Consider the following 22,642-nt stretch of genomic DNA (forward strand, 5'->3'; position numbering starts at 1 on the left):
GCCGCGACCTTCGCGAGCGAGCCGCCGAATTTGCCGACCGCGGTCCGCGCGGCCGATACGATCACTACGTCCGTCATTTCCGTTTCCTCCGGGCCCGCACGACACGGCGCATCGCTACCAGCCCTGTTAAAAAAACTGCGGTGCATCGGACAGCGTGCGCCGCTGTCCGGTTTTCGTCAATCGCGCTGCAACACGTAGCGGCCCGGCGCCGGCTCGATCACCGGGAACTGCGCGGACCCGGCCTTGGCAGGCGGCGCGACCTTGCGGCCGCCGTACTGGTCGAGCCACTCGACCCAGGTCGTCCACCAGCTGCCCGGCTGCTCGGTCGCGCCGGCAAACCAGTCGTCCGCGGATTCGGGCAGGTCATTGTCGTTGACCCAGTAGCTGCGCTTCCTCTTCGCCGGCGGATTGATCACGCCCGCGATGTGACCCGACGCGCCGAGCACGAACTTCAGCGGACCCGTCAGGATCGACGTAGACGCGTAGGCCGTCTGCCACGGCACGATGTGATCCTCGCGCGACCCGTAGATGAAGCTCGGCACGTCGATGCGCGACAGGTCGACGGATTCGCCGCACACCGTCACCGCGCCCGGCACGCGGAGCTTGTTCTCGAGATAGGTATTGCGCAGGTACCACGCGTACATCGGACCCGGCAGGCTCGTCGAGTCGCTGTTCCAGTACAGCAGGTCGAACGCGGCGGGCGTGCGGCCCTTCAGGTAGTTGTCGACGACGTAGTTCCACACGAGGTCGTTCGGCCGGAGGAACGAGAACGTGTTCGCGAACTCGACGCCGCGCATCAGCCCCGGCGCGGCGCCGTTCTTGCCGCCGATGGTCTGCTCGCGCATCTGCACGTGCGCCTCGTCGACGAACACGTCGAGGATGCCGGTGTCGGTGAAGTCGAGCATCGCGGTCAGCAGCGTCATCGACGCGGCCGGATGTTCGCCGCGCGCGGCGAGCACCGACAGCGCGGTCGCGAGCATCGTGCCGCCGACGCAGAAACCGAGCGTGTTGATCTGCTCGCGGCCGCTGACCTGCTGCACTGCGTCGATCGCCGCGAGCAGCCCTTCATTCATGTAGTCATCCCACGTCTTGTGCGCGACCGACGCATCGGCGTTGCGCCACGACACGAGGAACACCTGATGGCCGTTCGACAGCGCATGCGCGACGAGCGAATTCTCGGGCTGCAGGTCGAGGATGTAGAACTTGTTGATGCACGGCGGCACGATCAAGAGCGGCCGCTCGAACACCTTGTCCGTCTTCGGCGTGTACTGGATCAGCTGGATCAGGTCGTTCTCGTAGACGACCGCGCCTTCGGTACACCCGAGGTTCTTGCCGACCACGAATTGCGATTCGTCGGTCTGCGAAATCTTGCCGCGCTGCATGTCGCCGAGCAGGTTCATCATCCCCTGCCGCAGGCTTTCGCCCTGCGTCTCGAGGATCGATTTCTGCGCATCGGGATTGAGCGCGAGGAAGTTGCTCGGCGCGGCGGCGGCCGTCCATTGCTGGACGGAGAAACGGATGCGTTCGCGCGTCTTCGGATCGGTCTCGAGCGCGTCGGCCAGTTCCTGCAGGTAGCGCGCGTTGAGCAGATACCACGCAGCCGCGAATGCATGCGCGGGCGACGCCTTCCAGGCATCGGCGCTGAAGCGGCGATCCTTCAGTTCAGGCGACTCGAGCTTCGCGGCGGCGGCCTGCTGCATCAGCGTCATGCAGTCGCGCGCATAGTCTGCTTGCAGCTTCTGGAGCCGTTCGGGCGGGATCGCGGCAACCGGCAGCTTCAACCCCGCGAACGGCGATGCCAGGCCACCGAGGGCACCCAGATCGGGCATCGACGGCATCTGGAACGGAACCGATGTCGGGAACTGGAATGCGGTGAACGGATTCGCGGTGGTCGCCGCCGTTGCGGCGCGTGCCGGATCGGCGAAACCGCGCCAGGCGTTCAGCCATGCCTCGAACATCTGCTGCATCGGCTGGGTAGCCTGGCCGAATCCAGTGCTGCCCGCGAAAGTGCCCGCCTGAGCGGACGTCGACGAATTTTTCGATGCTGTCATTACCTGCCTTACCGGTGATTCGTGAGCGTCAATCGTGAAATCCTGCTCGCGCGCGGCGTGCCGGCTGCGAGCCGGGCCGTCATGCTCTGGAGAGGCGTCTCCAGATTCTGCCGCAGTGCGGTATTTTTATCATTATCGTTTTCCCCATGTGAAGCACTGCGTCAGACCACTGAACATTTCTGCTCGGAGATAATCCGCGTGCAACAAGCGGGACAAGGCTTCCGGCGAAACATAAAACATTTTGACTGACTTGACTTCGCGATTATTCATTCGGTTGTCCATGCAACGCCGCATTGCCGCGCCAATATCGAGATAACCCGATTTTGCATCGCAACAAACCGCGCGCGCAAGCACGCGCGGTCAGCCGTCAATCGGCCAGCCAGATCGCCGCCGCCATGCGGCCGGTCACGCGGTCGCGCCGGTACGAATAGAAGCGCGCGTGTTCGGTGACCGTGCAGGCGGTCCCGCCGCTCACGTGCGCAATACCTGCACGCGCGAGGCGCAGGCGCGCGAGCGCATGGAGGTCGGCGAGGTACTTGCCGGGCGCGCCGTCGATCGCGACGAACGCTTGCCGCGTCTCATCATGCTCCGACTGCGGAGCCGTGTCGAGAAACGCCTCGCGCACGTCGGCGCCGACTTCGAATGCCTGCGGGCCAATCGCGGGCCCGAGGTACGCATGGAGCGCATCCGTCGCACCGCCGGCGAGCGCCGCAACGCGGGCCGCGGTCTGCTCGACGATGCCGGCCGCGAGCCCGCGCCAGCCTGCATGCGCCGCGCCCACCGCCCGACCCTGCGCATCGCACAGCAGCACCGGCAGGCAATCCGCGACCATCACGACGCAGACTGCCCCCGCGCGGTCGGTCACGCTCGCGTCGGCCTGCACGGGCGCCGCTGCACCCGGTGCGGCCTCGATCACCTCGTCCGCACGCACGATCTGCGCGCCGTGAACCTGCTCGAGCCATGCCGCACGCGACTGGCCCGCCAACGCGAGCAAGCGCGCGCGATTCGCCGCGACATGGGCCGGATCGTCACCGGTATGCAGGCCGAGATTCATCCCGCCCGGCAACGCGGCGCCGTCCTGCCAGCGCCCGTACGGGCCTTCGCTCACGCCGCCGTTGCGCGTGGTGATCAGCGCACGCACGCGCGGCGCCACCTGCCAGTCGGGCTGCACGCAGTCCCGCCACGTCAACGGCGCCAGGTTCGTCATCGGCACTCACTCCTCCTCATCGTCGTAATCCTCGTCGTGATCCTGATAGTCGCCGGCGAAATCGTCATCGTCGTAGACACCGTCGTCATCGTCGAATTCCTCTTCGCCCTGCCCGAAGCCCAGCGCCGCGACGAGTGCGTTCATGTCGTCAGGCAACGGGCAGCGCCACTGCATCGTCTTGCCCGTAACCGGATGCACGAGGCCGAGCCGCCATGCGTGCAGCGCCTGCCGCGCGAACCCGTCCGGCAGCGGCGCGACCGAGCGCTTGCCGCGCGCGCGCCCGTACACCGGATCGCCGAGCAGCGGATGCCCGACATGCGAGCAGTGCACGCGGATCTGGTGCGTGCGGCCGGTTTCGAGGTCGCACTGGATCGCGGACACCGGCTGACGTTGCCACATGCATGTGTCAACCGTGCGGAAATGCGTGCGCGCGGGCTTGCCCGACGCGCCGGTGACGACGGCCATGCGTGTGCGCTCGCGCGGATCGCGGCCGATCGGCGCGTCGATCGTGCCGTCTTCGGGCATCATGCCCCACACGAGCGCGAAATAGCGGCGCTTCACCGTGCGCGCCTGCAGCTGGCGCACGAGGTCGGTTTGCGCGGCAAGTGTGCGTGCAACCACCATCAGGCCGGACGTCTCCTTGTCGAGCCGGTGCACGATGCCCGCGCGCGGCAGGCCTGCCGCCGCGTCGCCGTAGCGGTGCAGCAGGCCGTTGAGGATCGTGCCGCTCCAGTTGCCGGCAGCCGGGTGGACGACGAGGCCGGCCGGCTTGTTGATGACGACGAGCGCGTCGTCCTCGTAGATGACGTCGAGCGGCACCGGCTCCGGCGTGAACGCCAGTTGCTCCGGCAGCAGGTCGGGCACGAGCTCGATCCTTGCGCCGAGCGGCACCGGCTGGCGGATCTTCGCCGGCGCGCCGTCGACCAGCACGCGTTGCGCCTCGATCCAGCTCTGCAGGCGGCTGCGGGAGAATTCAGGGAACAGTTGGGCAAGCGCCTTGTCGAGGCGTTCACCCGCGAGCGACAGCGGCACTTCGACGACGCGCGGCGCCTCGTCGGCCGCCGCGGACGGCACGACAGGCGGCTGCATCGCGTCTGCAGCCAGATCATCATCGGGGGAATCCCCCGAGGCAGCATCGGCGGGCCGATCGCTTGGGCTATAATCTTCGCGATTTGACTTGCCCCGCGGGGCATTCTGCGAACTTGAACGGGTCATTTAGACTGGGTCACCGAGACTTGAAGCTAGGACATGCGAGCATGATGAATTCGACCAAACGTACGGCCAAAACCGTCGCCGCCCGAGCTGCGGTGGTAGCGGCCGCGGCCCTCATCGCCGGCTGCCACGGCTTGCCGCAGAAGCAGGACGAGACGGCTACCTGGTCGAACAACAAATTATACTCAGAGGCCCAGGACGCACTGTCCGGCGGCGACTGGGGCAAGTGCGCGAAATATTTCGAATCGCTGCAAGGCCGCGATCCGTTCGGCCATTTCGCGCAACAGGCGCAGATCAACGTCGCGTACTGCAACTGGAAGGACAACGAAGCGGCAGCCGCCGACCAGGCCGTCGACCGCTTCATCCAGCTGCATCCGGATCACCCGGATATCCCGTACGCGTACTACCTGAAGGGGATGATCCACTTCAACGACGATCTCGGCCTGTTCGGCCGCTTCTCCGGCCAGGACATGAGCGAGCGCGATCCGCAGGCACTGCGCGAATCGTACGACGCGTTCAAGGTCGTCGTCGACCGCTATCCGAAGAGCAAGTACGCGCCCGACGCCGCCGCCCGGATGCGCTACATCGTCAACGCGCTCGCCTCGCACGAAGTGCACGCCGCCGACTACTACTATCGGCGCGGCGCCTATGTCGCGGCAATCAACCGTGCTCAGCTCGCGATCAAGGACTACAAGGGCGCGCCGGCGATCGAGGACGCGCTGCACATCATGATCCTGTCGTACGGCAAGCTGGACCAGCCGCAACTCGCGGAAGACACGAAGCGCGTGCTGGCGGGGACCTTCCCGGACAGTCCGTACATCACCGGCCACTCGCGCCCCGGCACGAAGAAGTCGTGGTGGCAGTTCTGAGCGACGCCCGCCGCACAACAAAAAACCCGGCCATCGAGCCGGGTTTTTTGTTGGTGCCGCCTGTAGCAGGCGGCGGTTCGGTTACGCGCGCTTTTCCGCGCGATGTTCGTCGAAGAAGTCCTGCACGACCGCGATCTCTCGCGTGCGCTTGAACGGTGGCAGGCTCTGCCAGATCCGGCGACCGTAAGGCTTGTCGACGAGCCGCGTGTCGCAGATCATCAGCACGCCGCGATCGGTCTCCGCGCGAATCAGGCGGCCCGCGCCCTGCTTCAGCGTGATCACGGCCTGCGGCAACTGGTGAACCGCGAACGGGCTCAAGCCCTTCTTGGTCAGCGCGTCGAGCCGCGCGGCCAGCACCGGATCGTCGGGCGGCGCGAACGGCAGCTTGTCGATCACGACGAGCGACAGCGCGTCGCCGCGCACATCCACGCCTTCCCAGAAGCTCTGGCTGCCGACGAGGATCGCATTGCCGTACGAACGGAAGCGGTCGAGCAGCTCGGTGCGGCTGGCATCGCCCTGCACCAGCAGCGGCATGTTCCAGCCGCGCGACTCGATCACGTCGCGCAGTTTCGACGCGATCCGGTCGACCGCGCGCAGCGTCGTGCACAGCATGAAGACGCCACCGCCCGACGCCTCGATCGCCGGCAACGCGGCGTCGAACACGGCATCGGTAAACGCCGGCGACGACGGCTGCGGCAGGTTGCGCGGCACGTACAGCAGGCCCTGTGTCTGATAGTCGAACGGACTCGCGAGTGTCATCGAGCGCCGCGAGCTGAGGCCCATCTGGGCCGCATAGTGCGTGAAATCGCCGCGCACCGACAGCGTCGCAGAAGTGAAGACCCATGCGCGCGGCACGCCGGCCCGCTGCTTCGCGAAAATCGGCGCGACCGACAGCGGCGTTTCGTGCAGTTGGACGGTATGCGCGAATACCTCGACCCAGCGCACCTTCTCGTTCGGGTCGTCGGCAGCCGCCTTGTCGCCGGCCGCGGCGGCATCGGCCTTCGCGGCCGCTTCCGCCGCACCGGGCGCGACCCAGCCCGCGAGCAGGTCCTGCAGCTCGCGCGCGCGCCGCAGGCACGCGCCGAGCGATTCCGCACGCTCGGCCTGGCTCGCGAGCGCAGAGGCAAGCGCGTCGAGCGCGACTTCGAGCGCGTCGAGCGCGCCGAACATCGGATGATCGTCACCCAGTTGCGCGAGCGACATGCGCACGATCTGGTCGTTCGCGAACGCGAGGCGCAGGTCGCGCGCCGCGCGCTCGAGATCGCCGCCGAGCTTCACCCACTCGACCGCATCGCGCGCATGGCTCAGGCCTTCGGCGACCGTGTCGCGCGCGAGTTCGAGAATCTGCGTGGTCGACAGCGTCTCGCCGAAGAACAGCGTGGCCGTCTCCGGCAACTGGTGCGCTTCGTCGAAGATCACCGTGTTCGCGTTCGGCAGCAGCTCGGCCATCCCGGTGTCGCGCAGCATGATGTCCGCGAAGAACAGGTGATGGTTGACGACGACGACGTCGGCCTGCTGCGCCTCCCGGCGCGCCTGCATCACGAAGCATTCCTTGTACTGCGGGCACTCCTGGCCGAGGCAGTTGTCGCGCGTCGACGTGACCATCGACCACACGGGCGCCGTCTCCGGCACGCTCGCGAGCTCGGCCTTGTCGCCGCTCTTCGTGATCTTCGCGAACCGAACGATTTCCTGCAGGTACGCGGTGTCCTGCCGCGACGGCAGGCGGCCGTTGTCGGCCGTGCGCTGCAGGTAGTAATGGCACAGGTAGTTCGAGCGGCCCTTGAGCATCGCGACCGTCACCGGCACCGCGAGCGCGTTGCGCACCGTCGGGATGTCGCGCTGGAACAGCTGGTCCTGCAGGTGTTTCGTGCCGGTCGACACGATCACCTTGCCGCCCCACAGCATCGCGGGCACCAGGTACGCATAGGTCTTGCCGGTACCGGTGCCGGCCTCGACGATCAGCGTGTTGTCGCTGGCGTCGCTATCGGTGTCGGCGGCTGCGCCGTCCGCGGCGGACTCGGCCGCCTGGTCGCCTTCGCCAAGGCGGCGCGCCGGCCGCTTGCGGGTCTCGAAGATTTCCGGCTCGGGCATCCGGCGCGCGGACGCCTCCATCGCGGACGCGACCGCGCGCGCCATCTCGATCTGCGACTGGCGCGGGTGATAGCCGTCCAGCGCGCGCGCGAGCAGTCCGCCCTCGCCGAAGATCGTGTCGAGTTCGTCGACGCGCTTGCGGCTCAGCTCGAAGGTGCCTTCGGGCGTACGAACGCGCCCGGCGGACGACGCGTCACGCCGGGCATCGGGGTTGGCTTCAAGCGGTGAATTCAAGGCAAGCGTTCCTGTGTCCAGCGCCCGGGCGGCGCCGGCGCTTGCCAGGCCGCGCTCAGGCGCGCTTATCCGGTTCCAGCTGCGATTGCAGCAAAATGATTTTGTCCTTGGCCGCCAGCTTTTCCTTCTTCAGCCGGTGCAGCGTGATGTCGTCGATGTCGGAGTGTCCTTCCTTCAGCTCGATCTCCCGAGCGAGCTGCTGGTGCTGCTCCTGCAATGCAGCCAAACGGTTGTGCAATTCCTGCTGCTGTTCCGTGGGACGGTTTTGCATATGCGCCTCCTCATCGAAGCAGCGCGCCGGCTGGCGTGCCGGCACGCACGAGACTGACTCCGGATCAATCCAACACGTTACTGCCCCTGCTGTTGCTGCTGCTTGGCTTTGCCGGCCGCTTCCTGCTGACGCCGCTCGACATCGGCCTTGTGCTGGGCGGCTTCCTTCTGCTTCTGCTCGTAGCGCGCGGCGTTGTCCGACCGCTCCTGCGCCTTCTGCGCGCCCTGCTGGCGCGCCTGGTCGAGCTTGTGCTGGAAGTCCGCCTGCTTCTGGTCGTATGCCTGCTTGCTCGCGGCGCGCTGCGGACCTTCCGCGCCACGCTGCGCCTGTTTCAGTGCATTCTGCTCCTGCTTGTCGCGGAACGCAGCCGCGTTCGCCGCATCGTTCGCCGCGCGCTGCGGCGCTTCCGCCGCATTCTGCGCCTGCTTCAACGCCTGCTGCTGATCGCGCTGCTGCGCCCGCACCGCGCGCTGCTCGTCGTCGAGCGCGAGCTGCTCCTGACGAATGCTCGCCCGCTCCTCGCGCATCTGGTCACGCGCGACGCCAAGACAGTGATTGACGAAGAACTTGCTGTAGCAGTCGTGCTCCGCCACGGCATAACGATAATCGTTTTCCGCGGAACGTTGATTGAGCACTTTTTGACGGGCGTCAAAATCCTGCGTGGCGGAGGGCGCGGCGGCAGCGGCGTCCGGCGCGGTTGCGCCCGATGCCTGTGCGTACGCGACGGTAGACCCGACGGACAAAGCCGCGGCAAGCGCTGCGCCGAGCGCGACGAGAGAAATGCGGGAAGTTGGCAACGTCGTAGGAAAGCTGCGGGACATGTGTCAAATTCTATCACCCCCGGCTGGACGCTCCGTCATTTATGGCAAAATGCCCCGCTTCACTCACCCGCGGCATCTGGTCCGGCGGGCCCGTCTCGCAGCCCGCCGCGCGCGGCCTGCCGGCCCGCGCCGCGATTTCAGCAGGCAGATCATCCACGACATGACGGAAACCGTAGCACTCAAGATCGTACAGCGCATCGCCACCGAACTGTCCGTCCAGCCGCGCCAGGTCGCGGCGGCAGTGCAACTCCTCGACGAAGGCTCGACCGTTCCGTTCATTGCCCGGTACCGCAAGGAAGTGACCGGCAACCTGGACGACACGCAGTTGCGTCAGCTCGAGGAACGCCTCCTGTATCTGCGCGAGCTCGAGGATCGCCGCGCGGCGATCCTGTCGAGCATTGACGAACAGGGCAAGCTGACCGACGAACTGCGCGCCGCGATCGACGCGGCCGACAGCAAGCAGGTGCTCGAAGACCTTTATCTGCCGTACAAGCCGAAGCGCCGCACGCGTGCGCAGATCGCCCGCGAAGCCGGCCTCGAGCCGCTCGCGCAGGCCCTGCTCGCGAATCCGCTGCTCGATCCCCAGACGGAAGCCGCCGCGTACGTCGATGCCGACAAGGGCGTCGCCGACGTGAAGGCCGCGCTCGACGGCGCGCGCGACATCCTGTCCGAACAGTTCGGCGAAACGGCCGAATTGCTCGGCAAGCTGCGCGACTACCTGCACGGCCAGGGCGTCGTGTCGTCGGCGGTCGTCGAAGGCAAGGAAAACGAGGAAGGCGAGAAATTCCGCGACTACTACGACTACGCGGAAACGATCCGGACCGTGCCGTCGCACCGCGCGCTCGCGCTGTTCCGCGGCCGCAACGCCGGCGTGCTGACCGTCAAGCTCGGCCTCGGCGAGGAACTCGACGCGCAGGTCCCGCATCCAGGCGAAGCGATGATCGCGCGCCATTTCGGGATCGCGAACCAGAGCCGCCCGGCCGACAAGTGGCTGTCCGACGTGTGCCGCTGGTGCTGGCGCGTGAAGGTGCAGCCGCACATCGAGAACGAACTGCTCACGCAACTGCGCGAAACGGCGGAAGCCGAAGCGATCCGCGTGTTCGCCCGCAACCTGAAGGACCTGCTGCTGGCCGCACCGGCCGGCCCGAAGGCCGTGATCGGTCTCGACCCCGGCCTGCGCACGGGCGTGAAGGTCGCCGTGGTCGACCGCACCGGCAAGCTGCTCGCGACCGACACGATCTACCCGCACGAGCCGCGCCGCGACTGGGACGGCTCGCTCGCCAAGCTCGCGCGGATCGCCGCGCAGACTCAGGCCGAGCTGATCAGCATCGGCAACGGCACCGCGTCCCGTGAAACCGACAAGCTCGCGAGCGAGCTGATCTCCAGGCACCCGGAATTGCGGCTGCAGAAGATCGTCGTGTCGGAGGCTGGCGCATCGGTCTACTCGGCGTCCGAGCTGGCCGCGAAGGAATTCCCGGAACTCGACGTGTCGCTGCGCGGCGCCGTGTCGATCGCCCGCCGCCTGCAGGACCCGCTCGCCGAGCTCGTGAAGATCGAGCCGAAGGCGATCGGCGTCGGCCAGTACCAGCACGACGTGAATCAGCGCGAACTCGCCCGCTCGCTCGACGCGGTGGTCGAGGATTGCGTGAACGCGGTCGGCGTCGACGCGAACACCGCGTCGGTCGCGCTGCTCGCACGCGTGTCGGGCCTGAACGCCACGCTCGCACGCAACATCGTCGACTACCGCGACGCGAACGGGCCGTTCCCATCGCGCGACCACCTGCGCAAGGTGCCGCGTCTTGGCGACAAGACCTTCGAACAGGCGGCCGGCTTCCTGCGCATCAACGGCGGCGAGAATCCGCTCGACCGCTCGTCGGTTCACCCGGAAGCCTATCCGGTCGTCGAACGGATCCTCGCGAAGATCAGCAAGCGGATCGACGACGTGCTCGGCAGCCGCGACGCGCTGTCCGGCCTGTCGCCGACCGAATTCGTTGACGAACGTTTCGGCCTGCCGACCGTGCGCGATATCCTGTCCGAACTCGAAAAACCGGGTCGTGACCCGCGCCCCGAATTCAAGACCGCAACGTTCCGCGATGGCGTCGAGAAGGTGTCCGACCTGATGCCGGGCATGCTGCTCGAAGGGGTCGTGACGAACGTCGCGGCATTCGGCGCGTTCGTGGATATCGGCGTGCACCAGGACGGCCTCGTCCACGTGTCCGCGATGTCGACGAAGTTCATCAAGGATCCGCACGAAGTCGTGAAGGCCGGCCAGGTCGTCAAGGTCAAGGTGCTCGACGTCGACGTGAAGCGCCAGCGCATTGCGCTGACGATGCGCCTCGACGACGAAGCGGCCGCGCCCGGCATGGTGCCGCGCGGCGGTCAGGATCGCGGCAATGCCGGCCGCGGTGCGGCCCGCCCGCAGCGTTCGCGCGAACCGGAACCGGCCGGCGCGATGGCCGCCGCGTTCGCGAAGCTGAAGCGCTGAGCACGCGAAGGCTGTCGACGCACGAAAAAAAGCCCGCCGAAAGGCGGGCTTTTTCATGGCTTCGCCGAACGCGCTGCCGGATCGGCATGGGCCGCATGCGCGGCCCCGCGCGGGTCAGATCTCGATCTTGGTACCGAGCTCGACGACGCGGTTCGCCGGGATCGAGAAGAAGTCGGTCGGCTTCGCCGCATTCTGATGCATCCATGCGAACACGCGTTCGCGCCAGATCGACATGCCGGGCAGATGCGTCGGCACGACCGTTTCGCGCGCGAGGAAGAACGACGTGTCCATCAGCTCGAACGTCATGTCGTGCGTGCGGCCGAATTCCTCGAGCACGGCCTTCACGTCCGGCGTCTCGTTGAAGCCATATTCGGCCTTGACGATGTACAGGCCGCCGCCCGCATCGCGCGAACTCAGGCGCTTGTCGTCACGCACGTACGGGATGTCGCGCGTAACGAACGTCAGGAAGATGGTCCGCTCGTGCAGCACCTTGTTGTGCTTCAGGTTGTGCAGCAGGCTGACGGGCACGAGCTTGTCGTTGCCGGTCAGGTAGATCGCGGTGCCCGACACGCGGTGCGGCGGATGCGCGAGCAGCCCCTGCAGGAACGGCTCGAGCGGGATACCGTCGGCGGCCGTACGCTCCTTGACGATGTGGCGGCCCTTGTACCAGGTCATCAGCAGGAAGAACAGCAGCGCGCCGATGCCGAGCGGCAGCCAGCCGCCCTGCGCGACCTTCAGCAGGTTCGCGCCGAAAAAGCCCAGGTCGACCGCGAGGAACACCGCGATGATCGCGCCGACGAGCAGCCGGTTCCAGTTCCACACCTTCACCATCACGACGGCCGCGAGCACGGTCGTGATCACCATCGTCGCCGTCACCGCGATGCCGTATGCGGCCGCGAGGTTGTCGGAGCTCTTGAAGCCGATCACGATGCAAAGGATCACGAACAACAGCAGCCAGTTCACGACCGGCACGTAGATCTGGCCGATCGCCAGTTCGGACGTATGCAGCACCTTCATGCGCGGCACGTAGCCGAGCTGGATCGCCTGCGACGTCAGCGAATACGCGCCCGAGATCACGGCCTGCGAAGCGATCACGGTCGCGACCGTCGACAGCACGACAAGCGGCAGCAGCGCCCATTCCGGCGCCATCAGGAAGAACGGATTCTCGATCGCCTTCGGATTCTGGATCAGCAGCGCGCCCTGACCGAAGTAGTTCAGGACCAGCGACGGCATCACGAGCCCGTACGCGGCGAGGCGGATCGGCTTCGCGCCGAAGTGGCCCATGTCCGCATAAAGCGCTTCCGCGCCGGTCAGCACCAGCACGACCGAACCCAGCACGACGTACGCCTGCAGCAGGTGATCTGCCATGAACGACGCCGCGTAGTACGGATTGATTGCCGCGATGACGCCCGGCGCACGCAGGATGTGATACACGCCGAGCGCAGCGATCACGACGAACCACAGCACCATGATCGGCCCGAACAGCTTGCCGACCGTCGCGGTACCGTGGCGCTGGATCCAGAACAGCGCGATCAGGATCACGATCGTGATCGGCAGCACGAGGTGGGACAGATGCGGGGTCGCGATCTCGAGGCCTTCGACCGCCGACATCACGGAAATCGCCGGCGTGATCACGGCATCGCCGTAGAACATGCACGCGCCGAAGATCCCGAGCGCCATCAGCGCGCCCGCGACGCGGGTTTTCGAGTCGAGTGGCCGCAGCGACAGCGCCATCAGCGCGAGCACGCCGCCCTCGCCGTTGTTGTCGGCCCGCATCACGAACAGCAGGTACTTGATGCCGACCACCAGGATGATCGCCCAGAACAGCAGCGAGATCACGCCGAGAATCGAGCTTTCGGTCAGCGGAATGCCGTGGGCGGGGCTGAAAGCCTCCTTCAGCGAATACAACGGGCTCGTGCCGATGTCGCCGAATACGACGCCGATGGCCGCTATCGCGAGCGCCTGCATCGAATGTTGGTGCGTCGAATGCGCGTGGGCTGCGTCGGTCGCCTGGATCGTGTCGTTCATATGAAACGTAATAATCGGGTCCGGTTCGGACAAAACGAGCGCTATTCTACTCGCGCCCCCCTGAAAAACCGTCCTGCCTTGTTGCCCTTAAACCACGTGATCCACGCCGCGCATGCATTCCCGCGCAAGCTGTGGCAGGGCTGCCATGATAGCCGGGGCCGCGCCGTCTGCCTACCGCGCGCGCCGATCGTCGTGCCCGCCGGCCCGGTTCGCCCATAAAAAAACGGCGCCGCAAGCGGCGCCGTACAAGGCTTTCCTTCGATCGGCCGGCCGCTTACGCGCCCGAACCGTCGCGCTGCGCGCGACCGCGCTTGATCCATGCCTCGAGGTTGTGCGGACGAACGGTGTCCCACTCTTCGAACGGCTGATGAATCCACGGATTCGTCGGCAGATACTGCGTGTGATAGTCCGGCTTCACCTTCGAGCAACCCTTGTACCAGAGCACGGCCGAGCGCACGGCCGTGACCGACGGATAGCGCTCCTTCAGGTGCTCCTGCACGCGCGCGAGCGTGACGCCCGAATCGACGAGATCGTCGACCAGCAGCACGTTGCCCGCGAGTTGGCCGCGCGTCATCGTGATGTACTGCGCGATGTCGAGCTCGCCCTGCTCCGTGCCGGCCGCTTCGCGGTACGAACTCGTCGCGAGGATCGCGAGCGGGACGTCGTAGATGCGCGACAGCTGGTCACCGACGCGCAGACCGCCGCGGGCGAGGCACAGGATCTGGTCGAACTTCCAGCCCGATTCATGCACCTGAAGCGCGAGCAGTTCGATTAGACGATGGTATTCGTCCCAGCCGACCCACAGGTTCTTGTCGTCGTTGCGCGGATCGGTCATCAAGTCTGCCGCCGTCATCGTGATTTGCTGCGTCATGCTGAAAAATTACACCTTGAACGGATGGCGGAGCAGGATCGTTTCGTCGCGATCCGGACCCGTCGAAACCATGTCGACCGGCACGCCGGCCACTTCCTGGACACGGGTCAGGTAGGCCTGCGCATTCGCCGGCAGCGCGTCCCACGCCTTGATGCCGACGGTGCTTTCCTTCCAGCCGGCGAACGTTTCGTACACGGGCTCGCAACGTGCGACGTCGGCCGCGCCGCGCGGCAGGATGTCCACGTCCTTGCCGTCGATCTTGTAGCCGACGCACAGCTTGACTTCATCGAGGCCGTCGAGCACGTCGAGCTTCGTCATGCACAGGCCCGACACGCCGTTGATCTGGATCGAGCGGCGCAGTGCCGCTGCGTCGAGCCAGCCGGTGCGGCGCGGACGGCCGGTGACCGAGCCGAATTCCTTGCCGACGTTCGCCAGCGTGACACCGACCTGGTCCTGACGCTGCGGGTTGTCCGCGTCGTACAACTCGCTCGGGAACGGGCCCGAACCGACGCGCGTGCAATACGCCTTCGTGATGCCGAGGATGTAGTTCAGCTTCTGCGGACCGACGCCGGCGCCGGCCGATGCCGCACCCGCGACGCAGTTGCTCGACGTGACGAACGGATAGGTGCCGTGGTCGATGTCGAGCAGCGTGCCTTGCGCGCCTTCGAACAGCAGGTTCTGGCCAGCGTTGTTCGCGTCGTACAGGCGGCGCGACACGTCGGCCACCATCGGCTTCAGGCGATCGGCATAGCCGAGCATCGTGTCGAGCGTGGCCTGGAAATCGACGGCCGCGCCACCCAGGTACTGGGTCAGCACGAAATTGTGGAAATCGAGGTTTTCGCGCAGGCGGTCGGCGAAGGTCTTCGCGTCGAACAGGTCCTGCACGCGCAGCGCGCGGCGGCCGACCTTGTCTTCGTACGCGGGGCCAATGCCGCGGCCGGTCGTACCGATCTTGCCAGCACCCTTGCGCGCTTCGCGCGCCTGGTCGATCGCGATGTGGTACGGCAGGATCAGCGTCGTGGCTTCGGAGATGAACAGGCGATCGCGCACGTTCACGCCGGCCTCTTCCAGCTCGCCGATTTCCTTGAACAGTGCCTCGGGGGCCAGGACGACGCCGTTGCCGATGTAGCAGGCGACGCCTTCACGCATGATGCCCGACGGAATGAGGCGCAAGATGGTTTTCTTGCCGCCGATGATGAGGGTGTGGCCGGCGTTGTGACCGCCCTGGAAACGCACGACGCCCTGAGCGTGGTCCGTCAGCCAGTCGACGATCTTGCCCTTGCCTTCATCACCCCATTGCGTTCCCACGACGACGACATTGCGCCCGGGAGTCACGTTCACTGCGCTGGCAGACATGTTGATTCGTTAGCTGGTTAAAAACGTATTCTACCTATGTTCGCGGGCGATTCCGAATTTTTCCGTTTCGCTTCAACGATATGCACGCCGAACGACGGCCCGCGAACGCCTGTTTAACGGGGTTCGACCACCCATGCGCCGTTACGCTCGACGAGCGAACGGTCGCAGGCGAACTCGTCGAGCACATGGTCGTGCCCCGGCAATGCCTGGATCACGACCTCGCCCGCATCGCGCAGCGCCGCAACGGCCGCGCTCAGCGCGTCGTCCTGCGCCCACGGCGCGAGAATCGCGGTGCCGCGCGCCTCGACCGGCGAAATCCGGGCGAGCTCGCGCAGGTCGAGCGAGAAGCCCGTCGCCGGGCGGGCCCGACCGTAGGCCTGGCCCACGTGATCGTAACGGCCGCCGCGCGCGATCGCGTTCGGCACACCATCGATGTACGCCGTAAACATCGCGCCGCTGTGGTACGCGTAGCCGCGCAGGTCGGCGAGATCGATCGCCACCTCGACGCCCTTCGCTTGGGCCGCGAGCTGCGCGAGATCGTCGAGCGCACGCGTGATCTCGGGCAGCACCGGCAGGCGCGCACGTGCCTCGTCGAGCACGCTCGCGTCGCCGTACAGATGCGGCAGCGCACGCAGCGCCGCGCGCGTGTCCGCGCCGAGATCGTCGGTGAGTTCGTTCAGCAGCGGCACGTCCTTGCCCGACAGCGCGTCGTGCAGCGCCTCGCCACGCTCGGCGGCCTGCGCGTCGCGTGCGAGCAGCGCCGCGAGCACGCCGGCATGGCACAGATCCAGACGGATGCGCGACAACCCCGCGAGGTGCAGCGCGTCGACCATCAGCTGCTGGATCTCGAGATCGGCTTCCAGCCCGGCATGCCCGTAGATTTCGGCGCCGATCTGGATCTGTTCGCGCGTCGCGTGCAGGCCGCGCGGACGCGTATGCATCACATGGCCCGCATAGCAGAGGCGCGTCACGCCCTGGCGATTCAGCAGGTGCGCGTCGATGCGCGCGACCTGCGGCGTGATGTCCGCGCGCAGGCCGAGCGTGCGGCCCGACAGCTGGTCGACCAGCTTGAAGGTACGCAGGCGCAGGTCGGAGCCGCCGCTCGTCAGCAGCGACTCGAGGTATTCGAGCAGCGGTGGCATCACCATTTCGTAGCCGTACGAACGGAAGCGGTCGAGCAGCCTGCGGCGCAGCTCCTCGATCTTGCGCGCTTCCGACGGCAGTACGTCGGCGATATTCTCGGGAAGTAACCAGGTCGACATCGGTACGGTCCTACGACGGGAAACAGGGCGCGACACGCGCGCCGCGAGATGAATCGGAAATCGGAATCGGGCGGAACGAACGGCGGGTGCGCCGTCTGGATCAGGTCTCCGGTCAGGTGGCGAGCAGCAGCAGGACGAGCCCGAGCGCCATCACGATGAGTCCGCCGATCCGGATATGATGCGGCGGCCGCTCCGCTATTCTACGAAACGTGTCGCGCCAGGCGACAGGAAACACGAAGGGGAACGCCCCCTCGATGATCAGCATCAGTGCTACCGCGAGCAACAACGAGCCAGCCAGATCCATGCGAGCGACGGCGCCGCTCGACGCGGCGCCCCAAGGTCAGTGTTTGCGGGGAGCGGATGCCGCCGGTGCGGCACCGCCCGTCGGGCTGCGCATGAAACGGAAAAACTCGCTGTCGGGGTCGACGACGATGATGTCGTTGCGCTTGAAGGTATTTCGGTAAGCCTGCAGGCTCGCATAGAACTGATAGAACTGCGGATCGCGGCCGAACGCATCGGCGGCGATCGACGCGGCCTTCGCGTCGCCCTCGCCCTTGATCGTCTGCGCGGATTTGTACGCATTCGCGAGCACCGCCTGCTGTTCGCGTTCCGCGTCGGCCTTGATCTGCTCGACATCGGCTGCGCCATCCGCACGCACATGTGCGGCCTGGTCGCGCAACGCGGCAATCATCCGCTGATAGACGGCATCCGTCTGTGCAGCCGGCAAGTCGACGCGCGTCAACTGCACGTCGACCACATCGACGCCGAAGCCCGATGCCTTCGCGCGCACCGCGTCGCGTGCCGCATGGGCAATGTCGCGCTGCCCGCCGAGCGCATCGTCGAGCGCACGCTTGCCGAACGCATCGCCAAGCGCGCTCTTCAGCGCGCCGGACAGACGTTCGCTCGCCGCCGCCGGGTCGCCGCCCGTCGCCGTGAAATACTTCATCGGATCGCCGATCCGGTACTTGACCGCATACGCGACGAGCAGGTCGTGCTTGTCTTCCGTCGCCAGTTGCAGCGGATCCGACGATTCGAGCGATTGCAGGCGCGTATCGATCAGCGTCGCCGTCTGCAGCGGCGGCGGCAGCTTGAAATGGATGCCAGGGCCCGCGAGTTCGGGTTGCGCGCCGTCGCGGCCCGACAGCACGGCCGTATGGCGCGGGTCGACGGTCAGGACAGTCGACGACGCCGCGAAGGCAACGATCACGATTGCGACGACGAGCGCAATGATTCGGTTCATGTTCTGCGCTCCCCGTTACTTCGTATCGTCTTCACGCGAGCGGCTGCGGAACGCTTCGCGCGATCGCAGCACGTCGCTGCCCGGTGCGGGCGCCGCCGCGGCCGAAGCCGCGCTCGCGGGTGCGCTTGCCGCGGCGGCGGCCGGGGCCGACGCTGTGTCGGGCGCGGATGCGCCGGCAGGCGTCGCGGCATTCGCGGCGTTCGCGGCGTTTTGTCGCCCCTGCTCGACGAGCTTGTCGAGCGGCAGGTACACGACGCTGTTGCCACCCTTGTTGCCGACGAACACCTTCGTCGCGTTCGAATAGATTTCCTGCATCGTCTCGAGGTACATCCGCTCACGGATCACCGCGGGCGCCTTCGAATACTGCGCATAGACCTGCTTGAACCGGTCCGCGTCGCCTTCTGCTTCCGTGACCACGCGATCGGCATACGCCTTCGCTTCGTCGACGAGTTTCGCGGCATCGCCCTGCGCCTTCGGCAGCAGGTCGTTCGCATAGGCCTGCGCGGCACGCTTCGCGGCCTCGCGGTCATCGCGCGCCTTCGCAACCTCGGCGTACGCGGCCTGCGTCTGCTCGGGCGCCGCGACGCTCTGCATCGTGACGGCCGTGACCTCGAGCCCCGACTGGTAGCGATCGAGATCGCGCTGGATCGCGGCGGACAACTGCTCGCGCAGCGCATCGCGGTCCTGGTTCAGCATGTCGGCCGCGCTGCGCGTGCCGACGATCGCACGCACCGCGGCCTGGGCGGCCTGCGACACGCTGCGCTCGGGATCGACGCTGCGGAACAGGTAATCGGTTGCCGAACGGATCCGGTACTGGACGACGAAACGCACGTCGACGATGTCGGCGTCGCGCGTCAGCATCGCCGCTTCCTTCACGTTCGCGAGACGCACGACGTTGTTGCGGCCGATCTCGATCGAACGGACCTGCGACGTGTCGACGATCTCGTGCGACGCGAACGGATACGGCGCGCGCCAGTGCACGCCCTGGCCAACCGTGCCGGACAGCTTGCCGAACTGCAGCACGATGCCCGTCTGGCCGTCCTGCACGACAAACAGCCCGCTGCCCGCATAGACCGCGACCAGCACGCCGATCACGATGCCGACGCCGACACGCGCGGCCCGGCCGTTGTCGGGCCGGAAGCCGTTGCCGCCCTTGCCGCCGAACAGGCCGCCCAGACGCCGGTTAAAGTTGCGCCACATCTCGTCGAGATCAGGCGGACCGTCACCGTCGCCGCCGGGCGGACGCTTCGATTCGTTCGCACGCGGACGGGATCCGTCGTTGCCCTTGCCTTCGCCGCGTCCCCAGCGGGGATCGTTGATCGACAGCAAGGCGCGCATCCGCCGCCAGGTACTCCGCTCGTTGTATTCGTTCACCAGAGTTTGTTCACCAGATTAGACGCCGGCGAGCCGGCCGGGACCGGTTAGCGCCCGTGTTCGGAAATCGTGTGGTCTTCGTGTGGTTCAGCGGGTGCGCCGTCGAGCGCGCCGTTGGGTAACGTCGCGCCGGAAAGGTGTTCCGCGGAGGCGATCTCGGCGATGGCGGCACGCAACGCGTCAAGACCCTGACCGGTGCGCGCGCTCAAAAAGACGCGCGAAATATTACCATACTCGTCCCGCTCGACCGCGTCGCCGCGGGCCGCCAGCTCGGGCACGGCGTCGATCTTGTTGAATACCAGCACCTGCCGGATCGTGTCCGCGCCGATCTCGTGCAGCACGCCGTTCACCTGCTCGATCTGTTCGAGCCGCACCGCGCTCGACGCGTCAACCACGTGCAGCAGCAGATCCGCGTGGATCGTTTCCTCGAGGGTCGCGCGAAACGCGGCAACCAGTTGGTGAGGCAGTTCGCGAATAAACCCGACCGTATCGGACACGACAATCTGACCGGCCTCGTCGCCGAGGTACACGCGCCGCGACGTCGTATCGAGCGTGGCGAACAGCTGGTCGGCCGCATAGGCCTGCGCTTTCGTCAGCGCATTGAACAGCGTCGACTTGCCCGCGTTCGTATAGCCGACGAGCGACACCGACATCGTGCCGCTGCGCGCGCGCTGGCGACGCTGCGTGCTGTGCTGCCGACGCAGCCGGTCGAGCCGCGACTTCAGCATCTTGATGCGCTCGCCGATCAGCCGGCGGTCGGTTTCGAGCTGGGTTTCGCCGGGGCCGCGCAGGCCGATACCGCCCTTTTGCCGCTCCAGGTGGGTCCACGCGCGAATCAGTCGGGTCGACAGGTACTGCAGCTGCGCGAGCTCCACCTGCAGCTTGCCTTCATGGCTGCGGGCACGCTGCGCAAAGATATCGAGGATGAGGCTCGTGCGATCGACTACCCGCCTGTTAAGTGCCTGCTCCAGATTGCGTTGCTGGGCCGGTGCGAGTGCATGGTTGAAGATGACGATTTCGACGTCGTGCGCGTCGCAGGCAAGCCGCAATTCTTCAGCTTTGCCGCTCCCGATGAACATCTTGGCATCGGGACTGGCGCGACGACCTGTGAGGGTGACGGCGGGACGAGCCCCCGCACTGGAGGCAAGAAGACTGAGTTCTTCGAGACTGGCCTCGAAATCGGTCTTGCTGAAGTCGATGCCGACGAGCGCTGCGTTGATCAAATTATCGGGTGTCAAGATAAGGCGGCTGGCATCGGTCGCTCGCGGCGACCGGATGCCGGCCGCTGCAATGGGTTAGGACGAAGCTTCCGCGTCCGGGTGGAAATTCACCGGGCGCGCCGGCACGACCGTCGAGATGGCGTGCTTGTAGACCATCTGGGTCACCGTATTACGGAGCAACACGACGTACTGGTCGAACGATTCAATGTTCCCTTGCAGCTTGATGCCGTTGACGAGATAGATCGAAACGGGAACGTGCTCTTTGCGCAGTGCGTTCAAAAACGGGTCTTGTAACAATTGCCCTTTGTTGCTCATGGCGTACTCCATCTTTTTTTGCAGGTTGATCTGGATTGGCGACGAAGAAAAAGAGATCCGGCGCCAATCGCTACACTATAGCTGATTTTGCCTGCCCCGCCCGGGCGTAGGCCATGCAGCCTATCCATTGCAGGACGCGCGTAGCAGACGTGCTCAGCCCTTGTCCGCGTACGGGTTGTTCGACGAACGGAACTCTATGCGCAATGGAGTCCCGGTCAGTGAGAAAGTTTCGCGGAATCGGTTTTCGAGGTAACGCTTGTACGTCTCCGTCACCGCGTCGAGCGCGTTTCCGTGGATGACGATCAGCGGCGGATTCTGGCCGCCCTGATGCGCGTAGCGCAGCTTCGGACGCACCGGGCCGCGACGACGCGGCTGCTGGAACTCGACGGCCTCGATCAGCGCGCGTGTGAGCTTCGGCGTCGGCAGTTTCGCCATCGCCGCCGCGTACGCGTCGTCGACCGAGCGCATCAGCGCACCGATACCCGTCTTCTTCGCGGCCGAAATGTAGTGCGATTTCGCGAAGTCGAGGAATTTCAGCTTGCGGGTCAAATCCGCTTTCGCGCGATCGCGCGCGTGGTCGTCGAGACCATCCCATTTGTTGACGCCGATCACGAGCGCGCGGCCCTGTTCGACGACGAAACCGGCGATGTGCGCGTCCTGGTCGGAAATGTCCTGCTGCGCATCCAGCAGAAGAATGACGACGTTCGCGTCCGAGATCGACTGCAGCGTCTTCACGACCGAGAACTTCTCGATCGCCTCGAACACCTTGCCGCGGCGCCGCAGGCCCGCGGTGTCGATCAGCGTATATTTCTTGCCGTTACGTTCGAAGTCGACGTAGATCGAGTCGCGCGTCGTGCCCGGCATGTCGAACGCGATCACGCGGTCCTCGCCGATCAGCGCGTTCACGAGCGTCGACTTGCCGACGTTCGGTCGGCCGACGATCGCGATCTTGATGCCGCGTGACGGATCGTCCTCGTCCGCTTCCTCGGGCTGGCCCGCGTACGCGACTTCCAGCGCCTCGTTGATCATGTCGGTCACGCCGTCGCCGTGCGCGGCCGAGATCGCGCGCGGATCGCCGAGCCCGAGCTCGTAGAAGTCCGTCGCGACCGCCGTGTACTTCATCCCCTCGGCCTTGTTGACGACCAGGAAGATCGGCCGGCCGGTCTTGCGCAGGTAGTCGGCGATCGACTTGTCCTGCGGCGCGAGCCCGTTACGGCCGTCGACGATGAACACGACGACGTCGGCTTCCTCGACGGCCTGCCGCGTCTGGCGTGCCATCTCGTGCAGGATGCCGTCCTTCGCGACGGGCTCGAAGCCGCCGGTATCGACGACCAGGTACGGCCGTGCGCCGACCCGCCCTTCGCCGTAATGGCGATCGCGCGTCAGGCCCGGCAAGTCGGCGACCAGCGCATCGCGCGAGCGCGTGAGCCGGTTGAACAGCGTGGATTTCCCCACATTGGGGCGCCCAACGAGGGCAATGACCGGTTTCATCTGTGTTTTCTACGGTGATGCGCAGCAGCGGGAGGCCCGCTGCTGCGGGCGGCTGCGCTGAATGAAAATATCACGAATTCGCGCCGCGCCGGATGCGCGCGCCGGGCGCGCGTGCGCGCCGTCGTCTTTCGTTTCGAACTGCCTTTCAAATACCGAGCGGCCGGGGACACCGGCCGCCTTCATGTTGCGCAACCGTGGCGCGCGGGACAGGCCCGCCGCGCCGCGATTGCGCATGTTGCGTGCG

The 22,642-nt window shown here is 66.3% G+C and carries 18 protein-coding genes; 2 read left to right on the forward strand and 16 right to left on the reverse strand.

Annotated features, from left to right (window positions below):
* Nucleotides 1-176 precede the first annotated feature (176 nt).
* The 3 genes from phaC to DIE23_RS24170 all read right to left on the reverse strand — a co-directional run bounded on the left by phaC (nt 177) and on the right by DIE23_RS24170 (nt 4,473).
* Nucleotides 177-2,051, reverse strand: a complete 1,875-nt coding sequence (phaC, locus tag DIE23_RS24160; protein ID WP_124614443.1) for a class I poly(R)-hydroxyalkanoic acid synthase — start codon at nt 2,049-2,051, stop codon at nt 177-179.
* A gap of 367 nt (nt 2,052-2,418) precedes the next feature.
* On the reverse strand, nt 2,419-3,258 hold the full coding sequence (gene pgeF, locus DIE23_RS24165; RefSeq protein ID WP_124614444.1) for a peptidoglycan editing factor PgeF: 840 nt from the start codon (nt 3,256-3,258) through the stop codon (nt 2,419-2,421).
* Nucleotides 3,259-3,264: 6 nt separating this feature from the next.
* Entirely contained in the window at nt 3,265-4,473 is a 1,209-nt protein-coding gene (locus tag DIE23_RS24170; protein WP_124614445.1) for an RluA family pseudouridine synthase, read from the reverse strand.
* Between the two features lie 41 nt (nt 4,474-4,514).
* Between DIE23_RS24170 and DIE23_RS24175 the strand changes: the two genes are divergently transcribed.
* Entirely contained in the window at nt 4,515-5,339 is an 825-nt protein-coding gene (locus tag DIE23_RS24175; protein WP_124614446.1) for an outer membrane protein assembly factor BamD, read from the forward strand.
* Nucleotides 5,340-5,420: 81 nt separating this feature from the next.
* On the opposite strand, the gene DIE23_RS24180 is transcribed toward DIE23_RS24175, so the two are convergent.
* The 3 genes from DIE23_RS24180 to DIE23_RS24190 form a co-directional block, all read right to left on the reverse strand.
* Nucleotides 5,421-7,664 (reverse strand): ATP-dependent DNA helicase, encoded by a 2,244-nt coding sequence (locus DIE23_RS24180; RefSeq protein ID WP_124614447.1) that lies wholly within the window; start codon nt 7,662-7,664, stop codon nt 5,421-5,423.
* Between the two features lie 55 nt (nt 7,665-7,719).
* The gene (locus tag DIE23_RS24185; protein WP_006755091.1) at nt 7,720-7,935 is read right to left on the reverse strand and encodes a YdcH family protein; all 216 of its coding nucleotides are present in this window, start codon (nt 7,933-7,935) and stop codon (nt 7,720-7,722) included.
* A gap of 77 nt (nt 7,936-8,012) precedes the next feature.
* Nucleotides 8,013-8,756: a hypothetical protein gene (locus DIE23_RS24190; protein ID WP_124614448.1), complete on the reverse strand. Its 744-nt coding sequence runs from the start codon at nt 8,754-8,756 to the stop codon at nt 8,013-8,015.
* Between the two features lie 160 nt (nt 8,757-8,916).
* On the opposite strand from DIE23_RS24190, the gene DIE23_RS24195 reads away from it, so the two are divergent.
* Nucleotides 8,917-11,241 carry a Tex family protein gene (locus DIE23_RS24195; protein ID WP_124614449.1) on the forward strand — a complete coding sequence of 775 codons (2,325 nt, stop codon included), beginning with the start codon at nt 8,917-8,919 and terminating at the stop codon, nt 11,239-11,241.
* Nucleotides 11,242-11,355: 114 nt separating this feature from the next.
* On the opposite strand, the gene DIE23_RS24200 is transcribed toward DIE23_RS24195, so the two are convergent.
* From DIE23_RS24200 to der, 10 genes are all read right to left on the reverse strand, one after another.
* Entirely contained in the window at nt 11,356-13,269 is a 1,914-nt protein-coding gene (locus tag DIE23_RS24200) for a potassium transporter Kup (protein ID WP_124614450.1), read from the reverse strand.
* A gap of 274 nt (nt 13,270-13,543) precedes the next feature.
* On the reverse strand, nt 13,544-14,140 hold the full coding sequence (locus DIE23_RS24210) for a phosphoribosyltransferase (protein WP_124614451.1): 597 nt from the start codon (nt 14,138-14,140) through the stop codon (nt 13,544-13,546).
* Nucleotides 14,141-14,149: 9 nt separating this feature from the next.
* Nucleotides 14,150-15,496: an adenylosuccinate synthase gene (locus DIE23_RS24215; protein ID WP_124614452.1), complete on the reverse strand. Its 1,347-nt coding sequence runs from the start codon at nt 15,494-15,496 to the stop codon at nt 14,150-14,152.
* A gap of 113 nt (nt 15,497-15,609) precedes the next feature.
* Nucleotides 15,610-16,758: an ATP phosphoribosyltransferase regulatory subunit gene (locus DIE23_RS24220; protein ID WP_124614453.1), complete on the reverse strand. Its 1,149-nt coding sequence runs from the start codon at nt 16,756-16,758 to the stop codon at nt 15,610-15,612.
* Nucleotides 16,759-16,870: 112 nt separating this feature from the next.
* Nucleotides 16,871-17,062 (reverse strand): DUF2065 domain-containing protein, encoded by a 192-nt coding sequence (locus tag DIE23_RS24225; protein WP_009687995.1) that lies wholly within the window; start codon nt 17,060-17,062, stop codon nt 16,871-16,873.
* Between the two features lie 36 nt (nt 17,063-17,098).
* Nucleotides 17,099-17,998 carry a protease modulator HflC gene (hflC, locus tag DIE23_RS24230; RefSeq protein ID WP_124614454.1) on the reverse strand — a complete coding sequence of 300 codons (900 nt, stop codon included), beginning with the start codon at nt 17,996-17,998 and terminating at the stop codon, nt 17,099-17,101.
* Nucleotides 17,999-18,013: 15 nt separating this feature from the next.
* On the reverse strand, nt 18,014-19,372 hold the full coding sequence (gene hflK, locus DIE23_RS24235) for an FtsH protease activity modulator HflK (RefSeq protein ID WP_124614455.1): 1,359 nt from the start codon (nt 19,370-19,372) through the stop codon (nt 18,014-18,016).
* Between the two features lie 47 nt (nt 19,373-19,419).
* Complete coding sequence (gene hflX / locus DIE23_RS24240) at nt 19,420-20,595, reverse strand: GTPase HflX (RefSeq protein WP_185646526.1); 1,176 nt, start codon at nt 20,593-20,595, stop codon at nt 19,420-19,422.
* A gap of 72 nt (nt 20,596-20,667) precedes the next feature.
* Nucleotides 20,668-20,907 (reverse strand): RNA chaperone Hfq, encoded by a 240-nt coding sequence (gene hfq / locus DIE23_RS24245; protein WP_006399927.1) that lies wholly within the window; start codon nt 20,905-20,907, stop codon nt 20,668-20,670.
* Nucleotides 20,908-21,060: 153 nt separating this feature from the next.
* Complete coding sequence (gene der, locus DIE23_RS24250) at nt 21,061-22,398, reverse strand: ribosome biogenesis GTPase Der (protein ID WP_044848985.1); 1,338 nt, start codon at nt 22,396-22,398, stop codon at nt 21,061-21,063.
* Between the last annotated feature and the right edge of the window lie 244 nt (nt 22,399-22,642).

This window comes from Burkholderia sp. Bp9143, from assembly GCF_003853645.1.
GTDB lineage: Bacteria > Pseudomonadota > Gammaproteobacteria > Burkholderiales > Burkholderiaceae > Burkholderia.